Raw genomic sequence first — 17,927 nt, forward strand, 5'->3', positions numbered from 1 at the left:
GCACCGTTTCCCGCTCCGGGGCCTTTCCGTTCTGGGCCGGCCTGTCGTGAGACAGGCCTAGAACGGGAACGCCCCGCGCGGGGTGTGGGTGCGGCAGATCATGCTCCAGTCGCCCGCGCCCCACACGTACACCGAGGTGATGTAGGCGTCGTAGCCCGGCAGCCAGTCCGCCTCCAGGTGCGCCTCGTAGTTCATCACCAGGTTGCCGCCCTCGATCACGGTGAACGACGGCTGCCCCAGCTCCCACGTCCTGAGCGGGCCCCGGTCGCTCCACCCGTGCACCAGCCCGTCACGGGAGACGACCCGGTTGGGCAGCACGATGAACCCGTCCGCGGCCATGTACCGCGCGAACCAGTGGGCCGGGCCCGGGCCGGCCGAGTCCTGCCAGAATTCCTGCTCGATCTGCCACGCCCGGTCCATCGACTGACCCATCGTTCGTCCCGCACAGCTGTGCCACCGCCCTGATGCTAGCCAGATCCGGCGCACCGGGGCGATCAGGGTGAGACGGGTGCTGCCAGCACCGACAGCAGCCGCAGCCTCTCGTAGCTCTCACTGCCCGGGTTGGCGGTGTAGACCATCAGCCAGTGCGACTGCAGCGGGTCGAGCAAGACCTGGCAGTTCAGCTCCATCACCCCCACCTCGGGATGACGGAAACGCTTCACCTCGTCGGGACGCACCCCGATCTCCTGGCCCTCCCACAGCTCGCGGAACTCCTCGCTCTCGTCGCGGAGCCGGGCGGCCAGCCCGGCCGCCCGCGAGTGCGGGCCCCGCTGCCCGATCACACCCCGCAGACCCGAGACGTACATCCGGGACAGGAACGCGTGGTCCTCGGGCAGGTAGCGCTCCCGCGACGACGGGTCGGCGAACCAGCGGTAGCCCCGGCTGCGCAACGGCCCCTCGTAACGGCTCGCCTCGCCGGTCAGGGCCGCCGCCAGCGGGGTCTGACGCAGCGTCTCGCCCAGCTCGGTGCCGATCTCGGCCGCGGTGTCGACCAGCTGGTCGAACACCCGCAGCATCCCGGGGCTCACGTGCTCGCTGCCCGCGCCCCGGCCCGGCGGCTCGTGCCCGGCCAGCCGGAACAGGTGGTCGCGCTCGTCGAGCGACAGGTGCAGCCCCTGCGCGATCGAGGCGATCATCTGCGTCGAGGGCGCCGGGCCGGACGCCCGCTCCAGCCGCGCGTAGTAGTCGGGCGACATGTGGCACAGCACCGCGACCTCCTCACGCCGAAGCCCGGCCGTGCGGCGCCGCTGGCCACGCGGCATCCCGACGTCCTCCGGCTGCAGCGCTTCCCGGCGGTGCCGCAGGAACTCCGCCAGCGCGTCCCGGTTGATCATCTCAGCCCCTCACTCGTGCCCACGGACCCACCCTGGCGTCCACCGCGTCCCTCAGCCACTGATTGTCAGGTCGTGGATAACATCCGCCCGGCCGGACAGGCTCCTGGCCATGACTGATCTCCAAGGACGTCGCGCTCTCGTCACCGGTGCCAGCGACGGCATCGGCCTCGCCGTCGCCACCCGGCTGGCGGCCGCCGGCGCCGAACTCGTGCTGCCCGTGCGCAACCAGCGCAAGGGACTCGCCGCGATCGACGCCGTGCAGCGGCAGGTCCCCGGCGCCCGGGTGACGCTGCACCAGCTCGACCTGTCGTCGCTGGCCTCCGTCGCGGCCTTCGGCGAAACCCTGCTCGCGGCCGGTGATCCCGTCCACGTCCTGGTCAACAACGCCGGTGTCATGAACCCACCGGGCCGGATCCCCACCGCCGACGGCCACGAACTGCAGTTCGGCACCAACCATCTCGGCCACTTCGCGCTCGTCGCCCACCTGATGCCGCTGCTGCGGGCCGGCCGGGCCCGGGTCACCTCCCAGATCAGCGTCGCCGCCGCGCGTGGCCGCATCCGCTGGGACGACCTGGGCTGGGAACGCTCATGGAACCGCACCGTCGCCTACCGCCAGTCGAAGATCGCGCTCGGGCTCTTCGGGCTGGAACTCGACCGGCGCAGCCGGGCCGGTGGCTGGGGCATCTCCAGCAACCTCTCCCACCCGGGCGTCGCCCCCACCAGCCTGCTCGCGGCCCGGCCCGAGGTGGGCCGCGAACGCGACACCTTCGAAGTCCGCCTCATCCGGGCCCTTTCACGCCGCCGGATCCTGCTCGGCACCGTCGAGACCGCCTGCCTGCCCGCCCTGCACGCCGCCACCTCCCCCACCGCCGAGGGCGGAAAGCTCTACGGGCCGGACGGACCCGGGCACCTGGGCGGTTCCCCGGCCGAGCAGCGGCTGTACCGGCCGCTGCTCGACGAGCGGGAGGCGGGGCGCGTCTGGGAGGTCTCGGAGGACCTGACCGGTCTGCGGCTCGTGGGCAGCTGAGCGGGCTCACCACCTCGCCGGGCCCGGTTCAGTTCTGGGTCCCGTTCTCGCCCGACCCAGGCAGGGCCAGGAGCACGTCCGGACGTCCCGGTGGATCATCACCTCGTGCCCGGCGCCCGTTCCGGCCGGGGGCGTGCCGGTAGCTGTGCGGGTCCCCGGCGTCGTCGCCGGTGTCGGGCGGGACCGTGGCACCGCCCACCAGGCCGGGCGCGGCCTCGTGCAGCACCGGCCAGGCGCCTGGCGCGGGAGTGGCGCACCGCCTCCGTCGCCACCTCCCAGCCGACCGGGAGGAGGCTCCGGCCGGCCCGGGCCAGGCCCACGGCCCGCAGACGGCGGACGTCCGGAAGCGGGGCCGGCACGAGAGCCCCGACCCAGGCGAGCCCGCAGTCCGATCGTGACCCCACACACACCCTGGCGGCCGGTGACCATCACGAATCGGCACCCGGGAGAACACCCAGCGCTCTCGGACAGGCGTCGATTAGACGCCGGGGATCCCGAACCTTCACAGTGGGTCCGTGAACACCGAGGACATCGCCGAAGCCCGCTCCCGGCTCCACATCCTGCGGGGCATCGAGGTGGCGCTGAACCACCGGGACGAGGTCTTCGAGATCGTCGAGGCGGCCGACGACGCCGAGGCCGCCCAGGTGAGCCTCTCGGCCCGTTTCGACCTCACCGAGGACCAGGCCATGGCCCTGCTCAGCCTCCAGGTGCGGCAGTGGAGCAAGGGCATGCGCGCCTGGTGGACCGACGAGATCGCCCGCTGCGAGAAGCTCGCCGCGAGCGACCCGGCCTAGGCCCGATCCAGCCTTCCTCCAGCCGGGCCGGCGCGCCCTGCTTTCGCTCGGCCCCGATCACCCTCAGACCTCGAGCCACCCGCTCACGGCCGGGGCTGCTTCTGCCCGAGGAAGGCCAGCACCTCGCCGAGCACGAACATGACCGCCTCGGGGTCGGGCTCGCGCCCGTCGGCGTCTTCGCCCGCGGGGTAGGCGACCCGGTGCAGCAGGTACGCCACCGTGCCGTTGCTCCCGCGACCGCACTTCGCCGACAGGTGTTCGCGGAAGCCGTCGAGCAGCGTCCAGCCGGTCGCCGCGTCCGTCCCGGTGACGAACGCGAGCGTCTCGTCGAACGTGCTGAGCCCGTACAGCCGGGGCCGGGCCCGAACGTCGGCGAGACGCTCGCGGTGGCCGAGGAAGCGGGGGGGCGAGCGCGGCGATCATCTGCCGGAACCACCCGGACGTCCTGATGCCATCGGCCCGGGGGTCGTACGAGGCCCGGAGCCGGTGCGACCACACGTGCCGCAGGCCGTTCTCCCCCAGGTCGGACAGGACGAGCCGGCGCAGGGTGTTCTGCAGTTCCCGCACCGTGCCGGGCGACTCACGATCGCGGAAGCTGACGACCACCACCTCGATCGGCGAGTCCACGTCGAGGTCGAAGTCCTGGCGGAAGGAGTCGCGCGCGAGGCGGCGCAGATTCTCGATGCTCGTCCCGTCCGTCCCGAAAAACCCATTCTACCGGGATCGATCGGTCACAGCAGGGCCGTCACCGACTCCTTCACCAGCGCCCGCACCGCGGCCCGTGCGGAGGTGGCGTCGTCGGCGTCCCGCGCCGCCTCGGCCATCGCCCGGCACTCGGCCAGCGAGTGGGCCGCCAGCACCAGCCGCACCGTGGCGACCAGGCCCGGCGCCATCGACAGGCTCCGCACCCCCAGCCCGACCAGCACACAGGCCAGCAACGGGTCACCCGCCGCCTCGCCACAGACCCCGACCGGCACCGCACGGGAGGAACCCGCCTCACCGACCGCCGCGATCAGGTCGAGCAGCGCCGGCTGCCAGGGGTCGAGCAGCCCGGCCAGCTCACCCTGCATCCGGTCGGCCGCGAAGGTGTACTGGGCCAGGTCGTTCGTGCCGATGCTGACGAAGTCCACGGTCGCCAGCACGCGGGACGCCCGCAGCGCGGCCGCCGGCACCTCGATCATCGCCCCGGCCACGGACAGACCGGCCGCCCGCGCCGCCTCGACGAAACCGGTCGCCTCCGAGGGGGTCGCGACCATCGGGGCCATCACCCAGACCTCGGTGTCGACGGCCGCGGCGGCCCGGCCCAGCGCCTCGAGCTGCGTCTGCAGCAGGCCCGGGTTCTTCCACGACACCCGCAGACCCCGCAGGCCCAGCGCCGGGTTCTCCTCGTCGCCGTGGTCGACGAACGCCAGCGGCTTGTCGGCCCCCGCGTCCAGCGTGCGCACCACCACCTTGCGCCCGGTGAAATACCCCAGCACCTCACGGTAACTGGCTTCCTGCTCCTCGAGCGAGGGAGCGCTCTGCCGGCCGAGATACAGGCCCTCGGTGCGGAACAGGCCCACCCCCTCGCAGTCGAGGGCGCCTGCGCGCCGCGCGTCCTCGACCGTGGCGATGTTGGCCAGCAGCGCCACCGGGACGTCGTCGGCGGTACGGCCCGGGCCGCTGCCGGTGGCCGCGAGAGCCTTTCGCACACGCGCCTGTTCGGCCACCGCCGCCACGAGCTCGGGAGACGGGTCAACGGTCACGAGACCGGTCGAGCCGTCGACCACCACCGTCGAGCCGTCCGTCAGGCCGGCGGCCGAAACCGCCTGCACCACGGCCGGAACCCCGAGTCCCTTGGCCAGGATCGCGGTGTGGCTGGTCGGCCCGCCCTCGACGGTGACGATGGCCAGCACCTCGGCCGGGTCGAGCGTGGCCGTGTCGGCGGGCGACAGGTCGTGCCCGACCAGCACGAAAGGGTGCCCGGGGTGCGGGATCCCGGGCATCGGCAGGTCGAGCAGCACGGCCAGCGCGCGGTTGCGCACGTCACGCAGGTCGCTGACCCGCTCGGCCATGTACCCGCCCAGCCCGGCGAGCACGTCGCAGACGCTCTCGACGGCCGCGTCGAGGGCCGCGGCGGTGGGCCGGCCCTGCTCGAGAAGGCCCTTCACCGAGGCGATCAGCGACGGGTCGCGGGCCATCAGGGCGGTGGCGGTGAGCACGTCACCGGCCTCGCCCCCCACCTGGACGGCCCGCTCCGACAACAGCACCGCCACCTGCTCCAGCGCCGCGCCCACCCGGCCGAGTTCGGCCGCCGGGTCGGCACCGGGCTGCTCACCGGCCGGTGGCCGCGGTGGCGGGGCCAGCCGGGCCACCGGCCCGTGGGCCGTGCCCGGGCTGACGCCGAGCCCCTCGATCCGGGTGGGCATCTCAGTTCCCCGCCGGCGCCGCGTCGAGATCCCGCGAGAGCAGGTCGGCGAGCGAGTCGAGCACCGCGTCGGCGCCCTCCCCCTCGGCGGCCAGCGTGACCGTCTCGCCGTTCTTCACGCCGAGGCTGAGCACCAGCAGGATGCTGCGGGCGTCCACCGGCTCACCTCCGGCCCGGGCGATGGTCACGGGAACGGACGCGGCGGTGGCGGCCTGGGTGAAGAGGCTGGCGGGACGCGCGTGGAGACCCACGCTGGAACCGATCACAACGGTACGTTCGGGCATGACAGAGAACCTTTCGAAAGATCAGGCGTCGACGAGAGCGGGGTCGGCCACGGCCGCGCGGGTTCGCAGGCCCTTGAGCGCCACCACCGCGAAGGCCGTGATGACGGTGCCGACGACCAGGGCGATCAGGTAGGGCAGCACCCCGCCGATGAGCGGCGTGACCCACAGGCCACCGTGCGGGGCGCGCAGCGTGCTGCCGAAGCCCATCACCATGCCGCCGGTGACGGCCGAGCCGAGCATGAGCGACGGGATGACCCGCAGCGGGTCGCCGGCCGCGAACGGGATCGCGCCCTCGGTGATGAACGAGGCCCCGAGAAGCCAGGCGGCGTTGCCGTTCTCGCGCTCGGGCTCGCTGAACAGGGCCGGGCGCAGGCGGGTGGCGAGGGCCATGCCGAGCGGCGGCACCATGCCCGCGGCCATCACCGCGGCCATGATCTTGAGCTGCGTGGCGTCGGTCGAGTTGCCGACCGCGGCCAGGCCGGTGGTGGCGAAGGTGTAGGCCACCTTGTTGACCGGGCCGCCCATGTCGAACGCCATCATCAGGCCGAGCACGATGCCGAGCACGATCAGGTTGGCGCCGCTCATGCCGTTCAGGCCGTCGGTGAGCGAGTCGGAGACCCACTTCAGCGGGCGGCCGAGCACGATCAGCATGATCAGGCCGGTGACGAACGTGGCCACCAGCGGGATCACGACGACCGGCATGACGCTGCGCACGGCCTTGGGCACCTTGCGGCGGGCCAGCCACAGGGCCACGAAGCCGCCGATGAAGCCGGAGGCGATACCACCGAGGAAGCCCGCGCCCACGGCGACCGCGAGCGAGCCGCCGACGAAACCGGGCACGATGCCGGGACGGTCGGCGATCGCGAAGGCGATGAACCCGGACAGCGCCGGCACCAGGAACGCGAACGACGCGCCGCCGATCTGGAAGAGCAGGGCGGCCCAGTGCATTCCGGAGGTGACGTCGAAGTTCTGGGTGACCTCGGTGAGCGGGATCTGGGTGACCAGGATGGCGCCCTGCTTGCCCGCCGCCAGCTGCGCGATCATGAACGACAGGGCGATGAGGATGCCACCGGCCGCGACGAACGGGATCATGTAGCTGACACCGGTCATGAGCCACTGACGGACACGGGTGGCGTGGCTCGCGTCGGTGGTCACCTTGCTCGCCAGAGCGGGAGCCGGACCGGGAGCAGGTGCCGTGCGCGCCAGCTCGACCGCCTGCGCGATCAGGCCGGGGGCATCCGAGATGGCCTTCTTGACGGGAACTTCCACCAGCGGCTTGCCGTCGAACCGGTGCCGGTCGCGGACCTCGACGTCGGCGCCGAAGATCACCGCGTCGGCGGCCGCGATGACCTCGGGCGCCAGTGGGTCGGAGCCCGCGGAACCCTGGGTCTCGACCTGGATGTCGTGCCCGGCGTCCTTGCCGGCCTGCTCGAGAGCCTCGGCCGCCATGTAGGTGTGCGCGATGCCGGTCGGGCAGGAGGTGACCGCGACGATCTTCACGCCGACACCGCCTGACGCACGATCTCGACCACGGCGGCGGCGTCGGGCGCCTGGAGCAGCGAGTCGCGGAACGACTGGTGGATCAGCTTGCGGGCCAGCGAGGCGAGGATCTTCATGTGCTCCTCCCCGCCGCCGTCGGGGGCCGCGATCAGGAAGACCAGGGTGGCCGGGCCGTCCTCGGCGCCGAAGTCGACCCCGGCGGGCACCCGGGCGAAGCCGAGCGTGGGCACGGTGACGTGCTTCGAGCGGGCGTGCGGGATGCCGATGCCGCCGGGCAGGCCGGTCGCCATCTGCGCCTCGCGGGCCTGGACGTCGGCGAGGAAGCCGTCGAGGTCGGTGACACGGCCGGCGGCGGCGAGACGCTCGGCCAGGAGCCGGGTCACCGCCGACTTGTCCGGGGCCGCGACGTCGAGCAGGACCAGGTCTTCGTTGATCAAGTCGCTCATGGTGGATGTCACCTTTCGAGGAGTTCGCTGAACGGGGATCACAGGAGAGAGAGCTTCTGGGACGGGTCGAGACGTTCGTGGACGGTCGCGGGGAAGGCCGCGACCTCGTCCGGGCCGGGCATCCGGCTGCCGGGCAGCGACGTGGCGGCCGCACCGAACGACAGGGCGTTGGCGAGGGCGCCGCCGAAATCCGCGGGGGCGGAGGAGATGTGGGCCAGATACCCGGCCAGCAGGGCGTCTCCGGCCCCGACGGTGCTCAGGGGACGGGAGACCCGGGCGGTACCGTACAGGCACACCCCGGAAGACACCAGTACCGCCCCGTCGGCACCGAGACTGGCCAGCACCGTGGAGATTCCACGTTCCAGCAACTCGCGGGCGGCCGACACCACGTCACCCAGTGTGGACAGCGGGCGGCCGACGGCCTCGACGAGCTCCTCCAGGTTCGGCTTCACCAGATCCGGCCCGGCGGCCAGCACCGCCCGCAGCGCCGGGCCACTGGTGTCGACGACCACGTGAGCCCCGAGATCCCGCAGCCGGGGCACCAGGTCGGCGTAGAACGAGTCCGGGACCCCGGACGGCAACGAGCCGCACCCCGCGACCCAGGTGCCCGGCGAGACCAGGCCGACCACGGCGTCCACCATCTCGGACACCTCGGAGAGCGACAGCGCGGGCCCGGGTTCGTTGATCTTCGTCGTCACCCCGTCAGGCTCGGCGACCGTGACGTTGACCCGCGGCTCCCCGGCGACGGTCACGACCCGGGCCGGGACACCGGCCAGATCCAGCAGTTCGGCCAGCCGGGCCCCCGCCGCACCCCCCAGCGGCAGCACCGCGGTACTCGCCAGCCCGTGCGCCGCCAGCGCCCGGGAGACGTTGACGCCCTTGCCACCCGCGTCCACCCGCCCCCCGGAAGCCCGGACCACCGCACCCCGTTCGAGACGCGGGATCTGTAACGTCTTGTCCAGGCTGGGATTCGGCGTCAAGGTGATGATCATGCCTGTACCACTCTCGGTCCCGCGCTCGTGACCTCGGTGACCAGGTCGGCGTGCAGCTGCGTGTCGGTGACGATGACGTCGACGTCGGCCAGGTGCCCGAACTGGGCGAAGTGGTCGGCCTCGAACTTGGTGTGATCAGCCAGAACCACCGTGCGGCGGGCCGATTCGATCATGGTGCGCTTGACGGCGGCCTCGGCCCGGTCGGGCGTGGTGAGCCCGCGGGCCACCGAGACGCCGTTGGCGCCGATGAAGGCGACGTCGACGAACGTCTCGCGCAGCTCGCGCTCGGCCCAGTCGCCGACCGAGGCGAGGGTGCGCGGGCGCAGCCGGCCGCCGACGGTGTGCAGCGTGATGTTGGGCCGGTCGGCCAGAATCAGCGCGACCGACATGCCGTTGGTGACGACGGTGAGCGCGCGGTCGTCGGGAATGAGCTGGGCCAGCGCCGCGGTCGAGGTGCCGCTGTCGAGCAGCACCGCGCCCTCCTCGGGCAGCTCCTCCAGCGCGGCGCGGGCGATGCGCTGCTTCTCGTCGACGTGGAGGGTCTCACGCACCGAGAGCTGCGGCTCGAAGTCGAGCTTCTCGACCGGCACGGCCCCGCCGTGGGTACGACGCAGCATCCGGCGGCGCTCGAGAGCCGTCAGGTCGCGGCGGATCGTCTCCTGGGTCACCTGCAGGTCGGTCGCCAGGCTCTGGACATCGACGCGCCCGTCCTGCCGGGCCCGGTCGAGGATGACCTGCTGACGCTCACTCGCGAACATTCGACACCATTGTCCAACCACTCGGATCTTTGCTTGTGTCTGGTTTAAGGCCTGCGGCGGCCAAAAGCAACACGGACAAAGACCCGGATCCGCGAACGGCCGCATCCTGAACCCGACAACCCGCACAAAACAACAGCGGCCGCCCTCCCGGAGGAGGACGGCCGCCGTGAGCGGACCGGCGTTACAGCTTGGTCAGCTTGAGACGGGAGACGATGCGGCTGGTGCCCTCACTGTCGTGCTTGAACGTGACGGCGGCCTCGTAGTCATCGATGACCCGCAGCACCGTGCCGAGGCCGTGCCGGTCATGGGTGACCCGGTCACCGTCTTCCAGGTCCTCGGCGGCGGCCGGAATTCGCGACGACGCCGCGAAAGGACTGCTGGGCAGAACGCGTCGTGCTGCAGGGCGAGGATTCACACTTCAGTATGCGCCACCCGGGGCGCCCCGTCTGACGAACCTGCCCAGAAGTCCCCCTCTCGGACCCCCTCACAGAGCTCCGAGTAACCCTTGAATACCCGCCACGCCCGCTCCCCGCGCCCAGTCCTCGAAGGTCAGAGGCCCGGTGGAGATCTCCAGCGGTGTCCCGCCGGTGCGCTCACGCAGTGTCCGCACCGTGACCGGTGAGGCCCAAAGAGTGTTCACGTCCTCCCCCGCCAGAACGATCCTCGGGGTCTGGAGCGCACCGGCCACGGTCGCGACCAGGTGCCCCAGGGTGCGCGCCGCCTGCCCGAGCCAGTCCGGGTCGACGGCGGCCAGCTGCTCGAAGGTCACCTGCGCCCCGGTGAGCCCGGAGCGCGCGGCCACGACGTCGCGGTCCAGGTAGCTCGACACGCACCCGGGGTGACCGAGCGCACACGGCGGCCCCGACGCGTCCATCGGCGCGTGGGCCAGCAGGTGACCGTTGTCGATGAGCCGCTCCATCACGACGCCCTCGCGCACCACCGCGAACCCGAGACCGGCCCCGACCGTGACCACCCCGAAGGTGTCGTGCGTGCGCCCGGCGCCGAACCACAGCTGTTCCCGGGCCAGCCCGACCACGTCGTTCGTGAGAACCACCGGCCGACGCGACGATTCGCGCACCCGGGCGCCGAGATCGACGTCCCGCCAGCCCAGGAACGGCCCGTCCCGCACGACCGAGCGGTCGTCGACGACCCCGCCCACGGACAGCCCCACCCCGTCCACCGGACCGAGACGGTCGGCGAGCTCACCGACGACCGCGACCACGCCGTCCACCGGCACCGCCCCCTCGAACCGGGCCGGCAGGGGCAGTTCCAGCGAGCCCACCACCGTGCCCGCCAGGTCGCACCGCACGCCGTGGGCGGTGTCGCCGGTGAGCTTGATGCCGGCCACGTGCCGGGACCCGGGGACCGCCGTGAGGATCTGCTTCGGGCGCCCCACACTCGCCCGTTCGGAGTGCTCGGTGACGATCGCCGCGTCCAGCAGGATCCGCGCCACCCGCGACAGCGTGGCCTCCGACAGCTGCAGCGCCTCCCCGAGGACGGCCCGGCTCGAGGGCCCGTGCACCAGCAGGAACCGGGTCAGGGCCAGGGCCCGGGGCGAGAGCGGAGGGGTGGGCACCCCGCCAATCTACCCCTGCGCACCCGACTTTCTTTCATGGTAAAAGTAATGCCGTGAGCGACGACGACATGACTCCGGTCCACTTCCGCGCGGCCGGGGTCTCCCTGGTCATCGGCCTCGACGGGCCGGTCCCGAGCGTCCTGCACTGGGGCGCCGACCTCGGCGGCCTGAGCGAGGCGGGCCTGCGCGCCCTGCGCCTGAGCTCCGGCGTCGAGCTCACCAACAACGGCCCCGACGTCTCCCGGCGCCTCACCCTGCTGCCCCTCGAGCGCGACATGTGGTCGGGCACGCCGGCGATCTCGGGTCACCTGGGTGGGCGTCGCACCTCCGCCCGTCCGGTGATGGTGGACGCGTCGGTCACCTCCGCGGGCCCGTCCGGTTCCGGCGGGGTGCTCGAGACGCGGTTCGCGGACGAGGTCACCGGCCTCGAGCTGTCGCTGCGGATCGCCCTCACCCCGCAGGGGCTCGTGCAGACGCAGCACCGGGTGCACCGTCCGGGCGAGGACGCCGACGGTGAGATCCCCTACGATCTGGCCTCTCTCACATCGTTCCTGCCGCTACCCCCGCGCGCGGGGGAGATCCTCGACTTCACCGGCCGCTGGTCGCGCGAGCGCCAGCCGCAGCGCCTGCCGGTCGTCGACGGCTCCCACCACCGTCAGGTGCGCCGCGGCAAGCCCGGCGCCGACTCGCCGTTCGTGACCGTCGTCGGCACGGCCGGTTTCGGCAACCGCACCGGCGAGGTCTGGGCCTACCACCTGGCCTGGAGCGGCGACAGCGACTGGCGCGTGGAGCGCCTGGCCGAGGGCGCGGGTGACTCGTCCGCGGTCATCGGTGGCGGAGAAGCGTTGCGTCCCGGCGAGATCCGTCTGCTGCCGGGTGAGTCGTACGTCTCTCCGGAGGCGTTCTTCGCCTGGTCGGGCGAGGGCCTCGACGGCATCTCCGACCGGTTCCACGACTATCTGCGGGCCCGTCCCTCCCACCCGCGGCGGCCCCGGCCGGTGCTGGTGAACACCTGGGAGGCGGTCTATTTCGACCACGACCTGACCCGGCTGAAGGCCCTGGTGGACAAGGCCGCCGAGGTCGGGGCCGAGCGGTTCGTGCTCGACGACGGATGGTTCCTGGGCCGCCGCGACGACGGCACCAGCCTGGGTGACTGGCAGGTCGACCCACAGGTCTGGCCGCAGGGCCTGGCGCCGCTGGCCGACCACGTGCGCGAGCGCGGCCTGGAGTTCGGGTTGTGGTTCGAGCCGGAGATGGTCAGCCTGGACAGCGTGGTGGCGCGCGAGCATCCGGAGTGGATCCTGGCGCCGTCGCAGGGCGCGGGCACCTCGATGCGCCAGCAGTACCTGCTCGACCTGACGAACGCCGACGCGTTCGCCTACCTCCTCGAGGCGATCAGCGGCCTGGTGGCGCAGTACCGGGTGGCCTACCTGAAGTGGGACCACAACCGCGACCTGCACGAGGCCGTCTCCCGCACCCACGGCGACGCCCCGGCCGTGTCCGCGCAGACGCACGCCACCTACCGCCTGATGGATGTGCTGCGCGAACGGCACTCCGGGCTGGAGATCGAGTCGTGCTCGTCGGGCGGCGGCCGGGTCGACCTCGGCGTGCTGGCCCGTACCGACCGGGTCTGGGCCTCCGACTGCATCGACCCGGTCGAGCGCATCATGACCGACCGCTGGACCACCCTGCTCCTGCCGCCCGAGCTGGTCGGCGTGCACGTCGGCTCCTCCCCCGCGCACACCACGAGCCGCCGCACCGACACGGCGCTGCGCTTCGCCGGGGCCCTGATCGGGCACACCGGCGTGGAGTGGGACCTGACCAGCCGCACCGCCGAGGAACTGGCCGAGCTGACCGCGTTCGTGGAGTTCGCCAAGAGCCTGCGCCCGGTCGTCGCCCGCGGCCGGCTGGTGAACGCGGACATCCCCGACCCGGCCACGACGCTGCGCGGGATCGTCGACTCCGACCGCAGCCGAGCGGTTTTCGTGTGGGCCCGCACGGTGACGTCGCCGTCGATCCTGTCCGGGCAGGTGCGGTTCCCGGGCCTGGACACCACCCGCGACTACGCGGTGCGGGTCGTCGGCGAGTTCGGCCTGCCCTCGTTCCCGGGCCGGGCGCAGTCGGCCTGGATGCAGGCCGCGCTCGACGGTTCGCTGGTACTGCCGGGCGCGGTGCTGGCCACGGCCGGTGTCCCGATGCCGACCCTGGCCGCGCAGCAGGCCCTGGTGCTCGAGCTGACGGCCCGCTGAGCCGACCGGACGGGCCTGGTGACGTCGTTGCCGGCGTCACCGGGCCCGGGCCTAGCCTGAGGGTCATGACTCTGCAGGACCGGTTCGCCCACATGGCCACCGGCGAGATGTACGACGATCTCGCCCCCGAACTGATCGCGGCCCGGATCGAGGCCGTGCGGGCCACGAACGAGTACAACGCCTCGTACGGTCGGCCCCCGGCCGAGCGGGAGGAACTGCTGCGCCGGGTCGTGGGCTCGGCCGGCGACGGGGCGAACTTCGAGCCGGTGTTCCGGTGCGAGTTCGGCGCGAACATCCACCTGGGCGCGAACTTCTTCGCCAACTTCGACTGCGTGATGCTCGACGGCGCCCCGATCACCGTCGGCGACAACGTGCTGCTGGGGCCCAAGGTCGGCCTCTACACCTCCAACCACGCCTTCGACGTGACCGAGCGCCGCCAGGGAGCCTGCGTGGCCCGGCCGATCACCGTCGGCGACGACGTCTGGATCGCCGGTGGCGTCACCGTGCTGCCCGGCGTCACCATCGGCGCGGGCGCGGTGATCGGCGCGGGCAGCGTCGTCACCAGAGACGTTCCGCCGCACACGATCGCGGCCGGCAACCCGGCGCGGGTGCTGCGGGAGATCACCGGGGCCGACCGCACCGGTTACCGGCCGGCCCACTGATCAGGGCCGGGCAGCAACCGCCGGGGCCGTGCGCCGCTCGGCCCCGAAGAGGTCGGCCACCAGGTCACGGTCGGGGAAGTGCCGGGCCCAGCGCTCGGCCCGGCGCCGGGCCCGGGTCGCGACGGCGTGGAATCCGGCTTCGTCACAGCGGATCTCACCGGCGTCCGCGGTCATGAGTTCCTCGAGCAGTTCCCGGTGCCCGGCTCCGGGGCCCAGCGTCACCTGCCAGCGGGCGCGCTCGTCGTGATCCCCCCGGCGGGCGGCGACGTTGAGCCCGGACGCCGTCGCGTCGCCGAGCGGCCCGGTCACCACGATCGCGGGTGGGGCTCCGGCCTGCGGGTGGTCCGGCGGGATCCGCCGTGTGAGGGCCTCACGTTCGGCCTGTTTCGTCTGGTACCGCTCGGCCGCGGTTCCCCGTCCGGCCCAGTCCGGGCCGTCGTGCCAGGCCACGGCGTCGGGGGCGTGGGCCAGCACGGCGCCGGCGTTCCAGGCGCGATAGGCGAAGTCCCAGTCCTCGCCGCCGTACCGGGTGAACGACTCGTCGAACCCGCCCAGCTCGTCGAACAGGTCGCGGCCGCAGCACATCACGGCGCTGATCACGTACTGGTAGCTCTTCGGCCCGGCCCGCAGCAGGTTGCCGCTCTCCTCGTAGCCCCGGGCCAGCCAGTGCGGTGGCGTCAGCACCGCCGGCCCCTCTCCCGAGCCGGTGAGCCAGGCGCGCACGGCCGGCGGCGACCAGCCGGTCAGGTCGGCGTGCTCCCGGCGGCCGACCACCAGCGCGTCGGGCAGATGTGACGGCAGGCGGCTGATCGCCTGCAGGTAGCCCGGTTCCGGAATCGTGTCCTGGTCGAGGAAGCAGAGCACCTCCCCCGACGACGCCCTCACCGCCAGGTTCCGGGCGGCCGCGGCCCGGAAGCCCTGATCCTCCTGCCGGACCTGCACCACCGTGAGGGGGCCGATCTCGTCGGGCCGCAGGTCCAGCGGCGGGGACGAGCCGTCGTCGGCCACCACCACCTCGAATTCCGGCCCGGTCTGGAGCTTCAGCGCCTCGAGCACCAGCCGGAGCTGGTCGGGGGCCTCGAAATAGGGCACGACGACGCTGATCCGGGCCCGCCGGGAATCGTCGGGCACCAGGTCCCAGCGGTTGCCGGGCACCACGTACGAGCCGTCGGGCAGCCGCAGCGCGTGGTCGATCACGACGCCGCGATCCGGGCGAAGAACGCGCGGTAGGCCCCGGCCACGGCAGCCTCGCACCGGGCGGCCGGCGGCGGCCGGTCCAGCCAGGTCCGCGCCGGGTCGTCGAGGGCGGCTCGGATGGCCTCGCCCAGCCGGCCGGGACGGTACAGGCTGACGAGGTGCGGGCAGTCCGTCGCGAACTCACGGCCGTAGTCGCTGTCGACGACGAGCGGGCGGCGCCCGGCGGCGATCCAGGTGTTCAGCGATCCGGACGCCGAGACGCTGGGCGCGGGCACCACCGGCACGGCGACCTCCCGCAGCCGGCGCCCGAGATCGGCGTCGGGCAGATAGCCGGTCACCTCGAAAGGCCTGTCGCCGTGCAGGTTCCGCACCAGGTCGTCGTGCCCGTCGGCCGCCCGCCCCAGGGCCACCACGCCGATGTCACCGGGCAGACCGGCCATCTCGCCGAGCAGCTCGGCGTGGCCCTTGCCCGGGTAGATGTAGCCGAAGACCGCCACGCGACCGTCGGGCCGGGGCCGTCGCACCGGGGGAACGACCTCCGCGGCCGCGATCGGCAGCGGAATGACCTGCACCGGAACGCGACCCGCCGCGTCACCGAGAAGGGCGGTCAGGCGACGGTGCTCGTGCTCGCTGCTCACACAGACCCCGTCGACGGCCTCCACCACCCGGCGGAACCCCGCGGCCCGCCGCCGGTACCGGCCCGGCTCGTCGCCGGGATCCGGCAGGTCGTGCAGTGTCACGGTGACCCGCCCGGCGAGACCGCCCACCAGCTCGGCGAAAGCCTGCGCCGCACTGGTGGTGTCGGGGCCGAACAGCGCCTCGGTGTAGTTCAGGTGGGTCACGGGGCCGGCCCCGGCGGTCTCCCGCGCCAGCCAGCGCGCGAAGATGACCACGCCGTGCCGCTCCGGGCCGACGACCAGGTGCATGACCGAGCCACCGGCCCCAGGCGTGACCGAGCCGCCGACCGCGTCGAGGACGCTCACCCGGCCACCAGCGCGGCGGCGCCGCGATCGGCCTCCAGGGCCGTCACCGCGTCGTAGACGTCCGCGTGCACCGAGCGCACCACCGACCGGCGGCGCGGTCCGGTGTCGGACCCGGCCGGAGCGAGTGGTTCCCGCGAGAGTGACCGGGCCACCGCGTCCTTCAGTGAACCGACGTCGAGTCCGGCGTTCTCGTCGTTGACGTACGACACCACCGACGACCACTGGTCGGCGTAGTAACCGCACGACGGCGCGACCACGCGGGTGCCCAGGTCGCGGCACGCCTCGAGCCAGCCCGAGTGGGTGCCGAAGCGGTGCGGCAGCACGTAGGTGTGCAGCGAGGCGAGGTAGGCGGCCAGCTCCCGGTCGTCGAACCGCTCGTGCACCCGCAGGTCCAGGTGCCCGTCGCGGGCCAGCCGCCGGGTGCGGCGCAGCCCGGGATGCCCGGCCGTCTCCGGGTGCACGTCGATCCGCAGGCGCCCACCGGCGGCCGAAACCCCCTCCAGCACGGCCAGGGTCACCCGGTCGGGCTCGACCACGTTGCGGCGCAGGCTCTTGAAGTGGATCCCGACCACCCGCGAGCTCTTGGTCGCGAGCGCCGACCGCACCGACGCGTCCACCATCGCCCCGGGCCCGAAGACCGCCGGATGGGACACGACCCGGGCGCAGACGCCCCAGCGGTCGAGGATCTCGGCGGCGGCCCCGGTGGTGAGCGTCAGCACCGCGGACGCGGCGGGCACCAGGTGGTCGAGGTGCTCGTCGTGCGCGTGCCGGGTGGCCTGGTGCGGGTTGCGCAGGTCGTGGACGGTGAGCACGAGCGGGATCCAGAGTTCGCGCAGGGTGGCGATCCACTCGCCGAGCTGCTGCGGGCTCATGTGCTCGTAGCCGAAATGCAGGTGCACGACGTCGAACTCGGCCCGGTGCTCGCTCAGCCACCCGGGAGTCAGCGCCGGGCTGGGGATCCGCGTCGGCGAGGAGCTCAGCCGGTAGGCGGGCGGGCAGCTCTGGACGACGTACGGGTGGTCACCGGGAATCTGCAGGACCCGCGGGCTCACGAGGTGAGGCATTCGTAGACGCCGACCTCGGTGCCCGTCCACGAGGCTCCGATGCCGCTGAAAGTGCTGATCACGCGGTCGTGGTCCCAGTCCTCGTCGACGTGGACCTCGTGCGGGTTGCCCTCGATCTCGCCCTGCGGGTAGTGCACGATCGGGATGGACAGGTAGACGGCCAGCGCCGCCGCGTCCTGGGCCTTCTTCCAGATCCCGAGCGCGTCGGCCTCGGACATGTGCTCCGCGACGTCTCCGAGGATCACCACGTCGACGGCCGGGAAGGGCACCTCCCGGGCGTCGCCCACCACGATCTCGTCGTAGTAGTCGTGCAGCCGGTAGGTGTGCACGTAGGGCTCGTAGATCTCGATGCCGGTGATGTGGGCGTCGGTCAGGTCTGCCAGCAGCTTGGCGTAGGTGCCGACGCCGGGCCCGATGTCGAGCACGCGCATCGGCTCGTCACCGGCCAGTGCGGTCACCCGTTCGCGGATCCAGTCCTTGCCCTCTCGGGAGCTCATTGGCATTTTCGCAGCATGGCATCGGGGTCCGGGCAGCACATTTCGACAGGTCCCGGCCGTGATCCCATCCGATCTCCGGCGCCCCATTGGTCACGCGATGCCCGGAGGTCACCATCCGTGTGATCATTTGTCCCACGCCTCTTGCGAGGCGCCCCGT

Annotated in this window: 20 protein-coding genes and 1 pseudogene; 4 read left to right on the plus strand and 17 right to left on the minus strand. The window is 72.7% G+C overall.

Annotated features, from left to right (window positions below; genetic code table 11):
- Window positions 1–57: 57 nt before the first annotated feature.
- Window positions 58–432, minus strand: coding sequence for a hypothetical protein (locus J2S57_RS34655; RefSeq protein WP_307250740.1), 375 nt, complete (start codon window positions 430–432; stop codon window positions 58–60).
- 62 nt (window positions 433–494) lie between these two features.
- Window positions 495–1,334, minus strand: a complete 840-nt coding sequence (locus J2S57_RS34660; protein ID WP_307250742.1) for a helix-turn-helix transcriptional regulator — start codon at window positions 1,332–1,334, stop codon at window positions 495–497.
- Between the two features lie 109 nt (window positions 1,335–1,443).
- Here J2S57_RS34660 and J2S57_RS34665 point away from each other — a divergent pair, with 109 nt between their 5' ends.
- A complete protein-coding gene (locus J2S57_RS34665) occupies window positions 1,444–2,361 on the plus strand; it encodes an SDR family oxidoreductase (protein ID WP_307250744.1) in 918 nt (305 codons plus the stop codon).
- Window positions 2,362–2,389: 28 nt separating this feature from the next.
- Here J2S57_RS34665 and J2S57_RS34670 read toward each other — a convergent pair whose 3' ends face one another.
- Window positions 2,390–2,587: a hypothetical protein gene (locus tag J2S57_RS34670; RefSeq protein ID WP_307250747.1), complete on the minus strand. Its 198-nt coding sequence runs from the start codon at window positions 2,585–2,587 to the stop codon at window positions 2,390–2,392.
- Between the two features lie 289 nt (window positions 2,588–2,876).
- Here J2S57_RS34670 and J2S57_RS34675 point away from each other — a divergent pair, with 289 nt between their 5' ends.
- Complete coding sequence (locus J2S57_RS34675) at window positions 2,877–3,155, plus strand: DNA gyrase subunit A (protein ID WP_307250749.1); 279 nt, start codon at window positions 2,877–2,879, stop codon at window positions 3,153–3,155.
- An 83-nt stretch (window positions 3,156–3,238) separates the two neighbouring features.
- Here the strand turns inward: J2S57_RS34675 and J2S57_RS34680 are convergent, their stop codons facing one another.
- The 10 genes and pseudogenes from J2S57_RS34680 to J2S57_RS34720 all read right to left on the minus strand — a co-directional run bounded on the left by J2S57_RS34680 (window position 3,239) and on the right by J2S57_RS34720 (window position 11,118).
- Window positions 3,239–3,373, minus strand: a complete 135-nt coding sequence (locus tag J2S57_RS34680; RefSeq protein WP_307250751.1) for a hypothetical protein — start codon at window positions 3,371–3,373, stop codon at window positions 3,239–3,241.
- Between the two features lie 214 nt (window positions 3,374–3,587).
- A pseudogene (locus J2S57_RS35485) lies at window positions 3,588–3,839 on the minus strand (contact-dependent growth inhibition system immunity protein); the annotation flags it as partial.
- Window positions 3,840–3,886: 47 nt separating this feature from the next.
- The gene (gene ptsP / locus J2S57_RS34685; protein WP_307250753.1) at window positions 3,887–5,563 is read right to left on the minus strand and encodes a phosphoenolpyruvate--protein phosphotransferase; all 1,677 of its coding nucleotides are present in this window, start codon (window positions 5,561–5,563) and stop codon (window positions 3,887–3,889) included.
- Between the two features lies 1 nt (window position 5,564).
- Complete coding sequence (locus tag J2S57_RS34690) at window positions 5,565–5,846, minus strand: HPr family phosphocarrier protein (RefSeq protein ID WP_307250755.1); 282 nt, start codon at window positions 5,844–5,846, stop codon at window positions 5,565–5,567.
- A 21-nt stretch (window positions 5,847–5,867) separates the two neighbouring features.
- Window positions 5,868–7,346 (minus strand): PTS fructose transporter subunit IIC, encoded by a 1,479-nt coding sequence (locus J2S57_RS34695; protein ID WP_307250757.1) that lies wholly within the window; start codon window positions 7,344–7,346, stop codon window positions 5,868–5,870.
- Complete coding sequence (locus J2S57_RS34700; RefSeq protein ID WP_307250759.1) at window positions 7,343–7,792, minus strand: PTS sugar transporter subunit IIA; 450 nt, start codon at window positions 7,790–7,792, stop codon at window positions 7,343–7,345. Before J2S57_RS34700 ends, J2S57_RS34695 begins: the two co-directional genes overlap by 4 nt.
- A 38-nt stretch (window positions 7,793–7,830) precedes the next feature.
- Window positions 7,831–8,784: a 1-phosphofructokinase gene (gene pfkB / locus J2S57_RS34705; protein ID WP_307250761.1), complete on the minus strand. Its 954-nt coding sequence runs from the start codon at window positions 8,782–8,784 to the stop codon at window positions 7,831–7,833.
- Window positions 8,781–9,542: a DeoR/GlpR family DNA-binding transcription regulator gene (locus J2S57_RS34710; protein WP_307250763.1), complete on the minus strand. Its 762-nt coding sequence runs from the start codon at window positions 9,540–9,542 to the stop codon at window positions 8,781–8,783. The genes pfkB and J2S57_RS34710 overlap by 4 nt, the downstream gene beginning before the upstream one ends.
- A gap of 181 nt (window positions 9,543–9,723) precedes the next feature.
- Complete coding sequence (locus J2S57_RS34715) at window positions 9,724–9,957, minus strand: hypothetical protein (RefSeq protein ID WP_307250765.1); 234 nt, start codon at window positions 9,955–9,957, stop codon at window positions 9,724–9,726.
- A 69-nt stretch (window positions 9,958–10,026) separates the two neighbouring features.
- Window positions 10,027–11,118: an ROK family protein gene (locus J2S57_RS34720; RefSeq protein WP_307250767.1), complete on the minus strand. Its 1,092-nt coding sequence runs from the start codon at window positions 11,116–11,118 to the stop codon at window positions 10,027–10,029.
- Between the two features lie 53 nt (window positions 11,119–11,171).
- Between J2S57_RS34720 and J2S57_RS34725 the strand changes: the two genes are divergently transcribed.
- Window positions 11,172–13,367: an alpha-galactosidase gene (locus J2S57_RS34725; protein WP_307250769.1), complete on the plus strand. Its 2,196-nt coding sequence runs from the start codon at window positions 11,172–11,174 to the stop codon at window positions 13,365–13,367.
- Between the two features lie 65 nt (window positions 13,368–13,432).
- On the plus strand, window positions 13,433–14,029 hold the full coding sequence (locus tag J2S57_RS34730; protein ID WP_307250771.1) for a sugar O-acetyltransferase: 597 nt from the start codon (window positions 13,433–13,435) through the stop codon (window positions 14,027–14,029).
- Here the strand turns inward: J2S57_RS34730 and J2S57_RS34735 are convergent, their stop codons facing one another.
- Genes J2S57_RS34735 through J2S57_RS34750 form a run of 4 tightly spaced genes read right to left on the minus strand, consistent with a single transcriptional unit; the run spans window position 14,030 to window position 17,770 of the window.
- Window positions 14,030–15,226, minus strand: coding sequence for a glycosyltransferase family 2 protein (locus J2S57_RS34735; protein ID WP_307250773.1), 1,197 nt, complete (start codon window positions 15,224–15,226; stop codon window positions 14,030–14,032).
- Entirely contained in the window at window positions 15,223–16,209 is a 987-nt protein-coding gene (locus J2S57_RS34740; protein ID WP_307250775.1) for a glycosyltransferase family protein, read from the minus strand. The genes J2S57_RS34735 and J2S57_RS34740 overlap by 4 nt, the downstream gene beginning before the upstream one ends.
- Complete coding sequence (locus J2S57_RS34745; protein ID WP_307250777.1) at window positions 16,206–17,261, minus strand: glycosyltransferase family 1 protein; 1,056 nt, start codon at window positions 17,259–17,261, stop codon at window positions 16,206–16,208. The genes J2S57_RS34740 and J2S57_RS34745 overlap by 4 nt, the downstream gene beginning before the upstream one ends.
- Window positions 17,258–17,770, minus strand: coding sequence for a class I SAM-dependent methyltransferase (locus J2S57_RS34750; RefSeq protein ID WP_307250780.1), 513 nt, complete (start codon window positions 17,768–17,770; stop codon window positions 17,258–17,260). Before J2S57_RS34750 ends, J2S57_RS34745 begins: the two co-directional genes overlap by 4 nt.
- Window positions 17,771–17,927: the final 157 nt, after the last annotated feature.

Origin of the sequence: Kineosporia succinea, assembly GCF_030811555.1 — a bacterium.
GTDB lineage: Bacteria > Actinomycetota > Actinomycetes > Actinomycetales > Kineosporiaceae > Kineosporia > Kineosporia succinea.

Coding starts and splice junctions, on each gene's coding strand:
- J2S57_RS34690 (WP_307250755.1), bottom strand. CDS start 5,846: ATGCCCGAACGTACCGTTGTGATCGGTTCCAGCGTGGGTCTCCACGCG.
- J2S57_RS34665 (WP_307250744.1), top strand. CDS start 1,444: ATGACTGATCTCCAAGGACGTCGCGCTCTCGTCACCGGTGCCAGCGAC.
- J2S57_RS34660 (WP_307250742.1), bottom strand. CDS start 1,334: ATGATCAACCGGGACGCGCTGGCGGAGTTCCTGCGGCACCGCCGGGAA.
- J2S57_RS34730 (WP_307250771.1), top strand. CDS start 13,433: ATGACTCTGCAGGACCGGTTCGCCCACATGGCCACCGGCGAGATGTAC.
- J2S57_RS34710 (WP_307250763.1), bottom strand. CDS start 9,542: ATGTTCGCGAGTGAGCGTCAGCAGGTCATCCTCGACCGGGCCCGGCAG.
- J2S57_RS34700 (WP_307250759.1), bottom strand. CDS start 7,792: ATGAGCGACTTGATCAACGAAGACCTGGTCCTGCTCGACGTCGCGGCC.
- J2S57_RS34655 (WP_307250740.1), bottom strand. CDS start 432: ATGGGTCAGTCGATGGACCGGGCGTGGCAGATCGAGCAGGAATTCTGG.
- pfkB (WP_307250761.1), bottom strand. CDS start 8,784: ATGATCATCACCTTGACGCCGAATCCCAGCCTGGACAAGACGTTACAG.
- ptsP (WP_307250753.1), bottom strand. CDS start 5,563: ATGCCCACCCGGATCGAGGGGCTCGGCGTCAGCCCGGGCACGGCCCAC.
- J2S57_RS34750 (WP_307250780.1), bottom strand. CDS start 17,770: ATGAGCTCCCGAGAGGGCAAGGACTGGATCCGCGAACGGGTGACCGCA.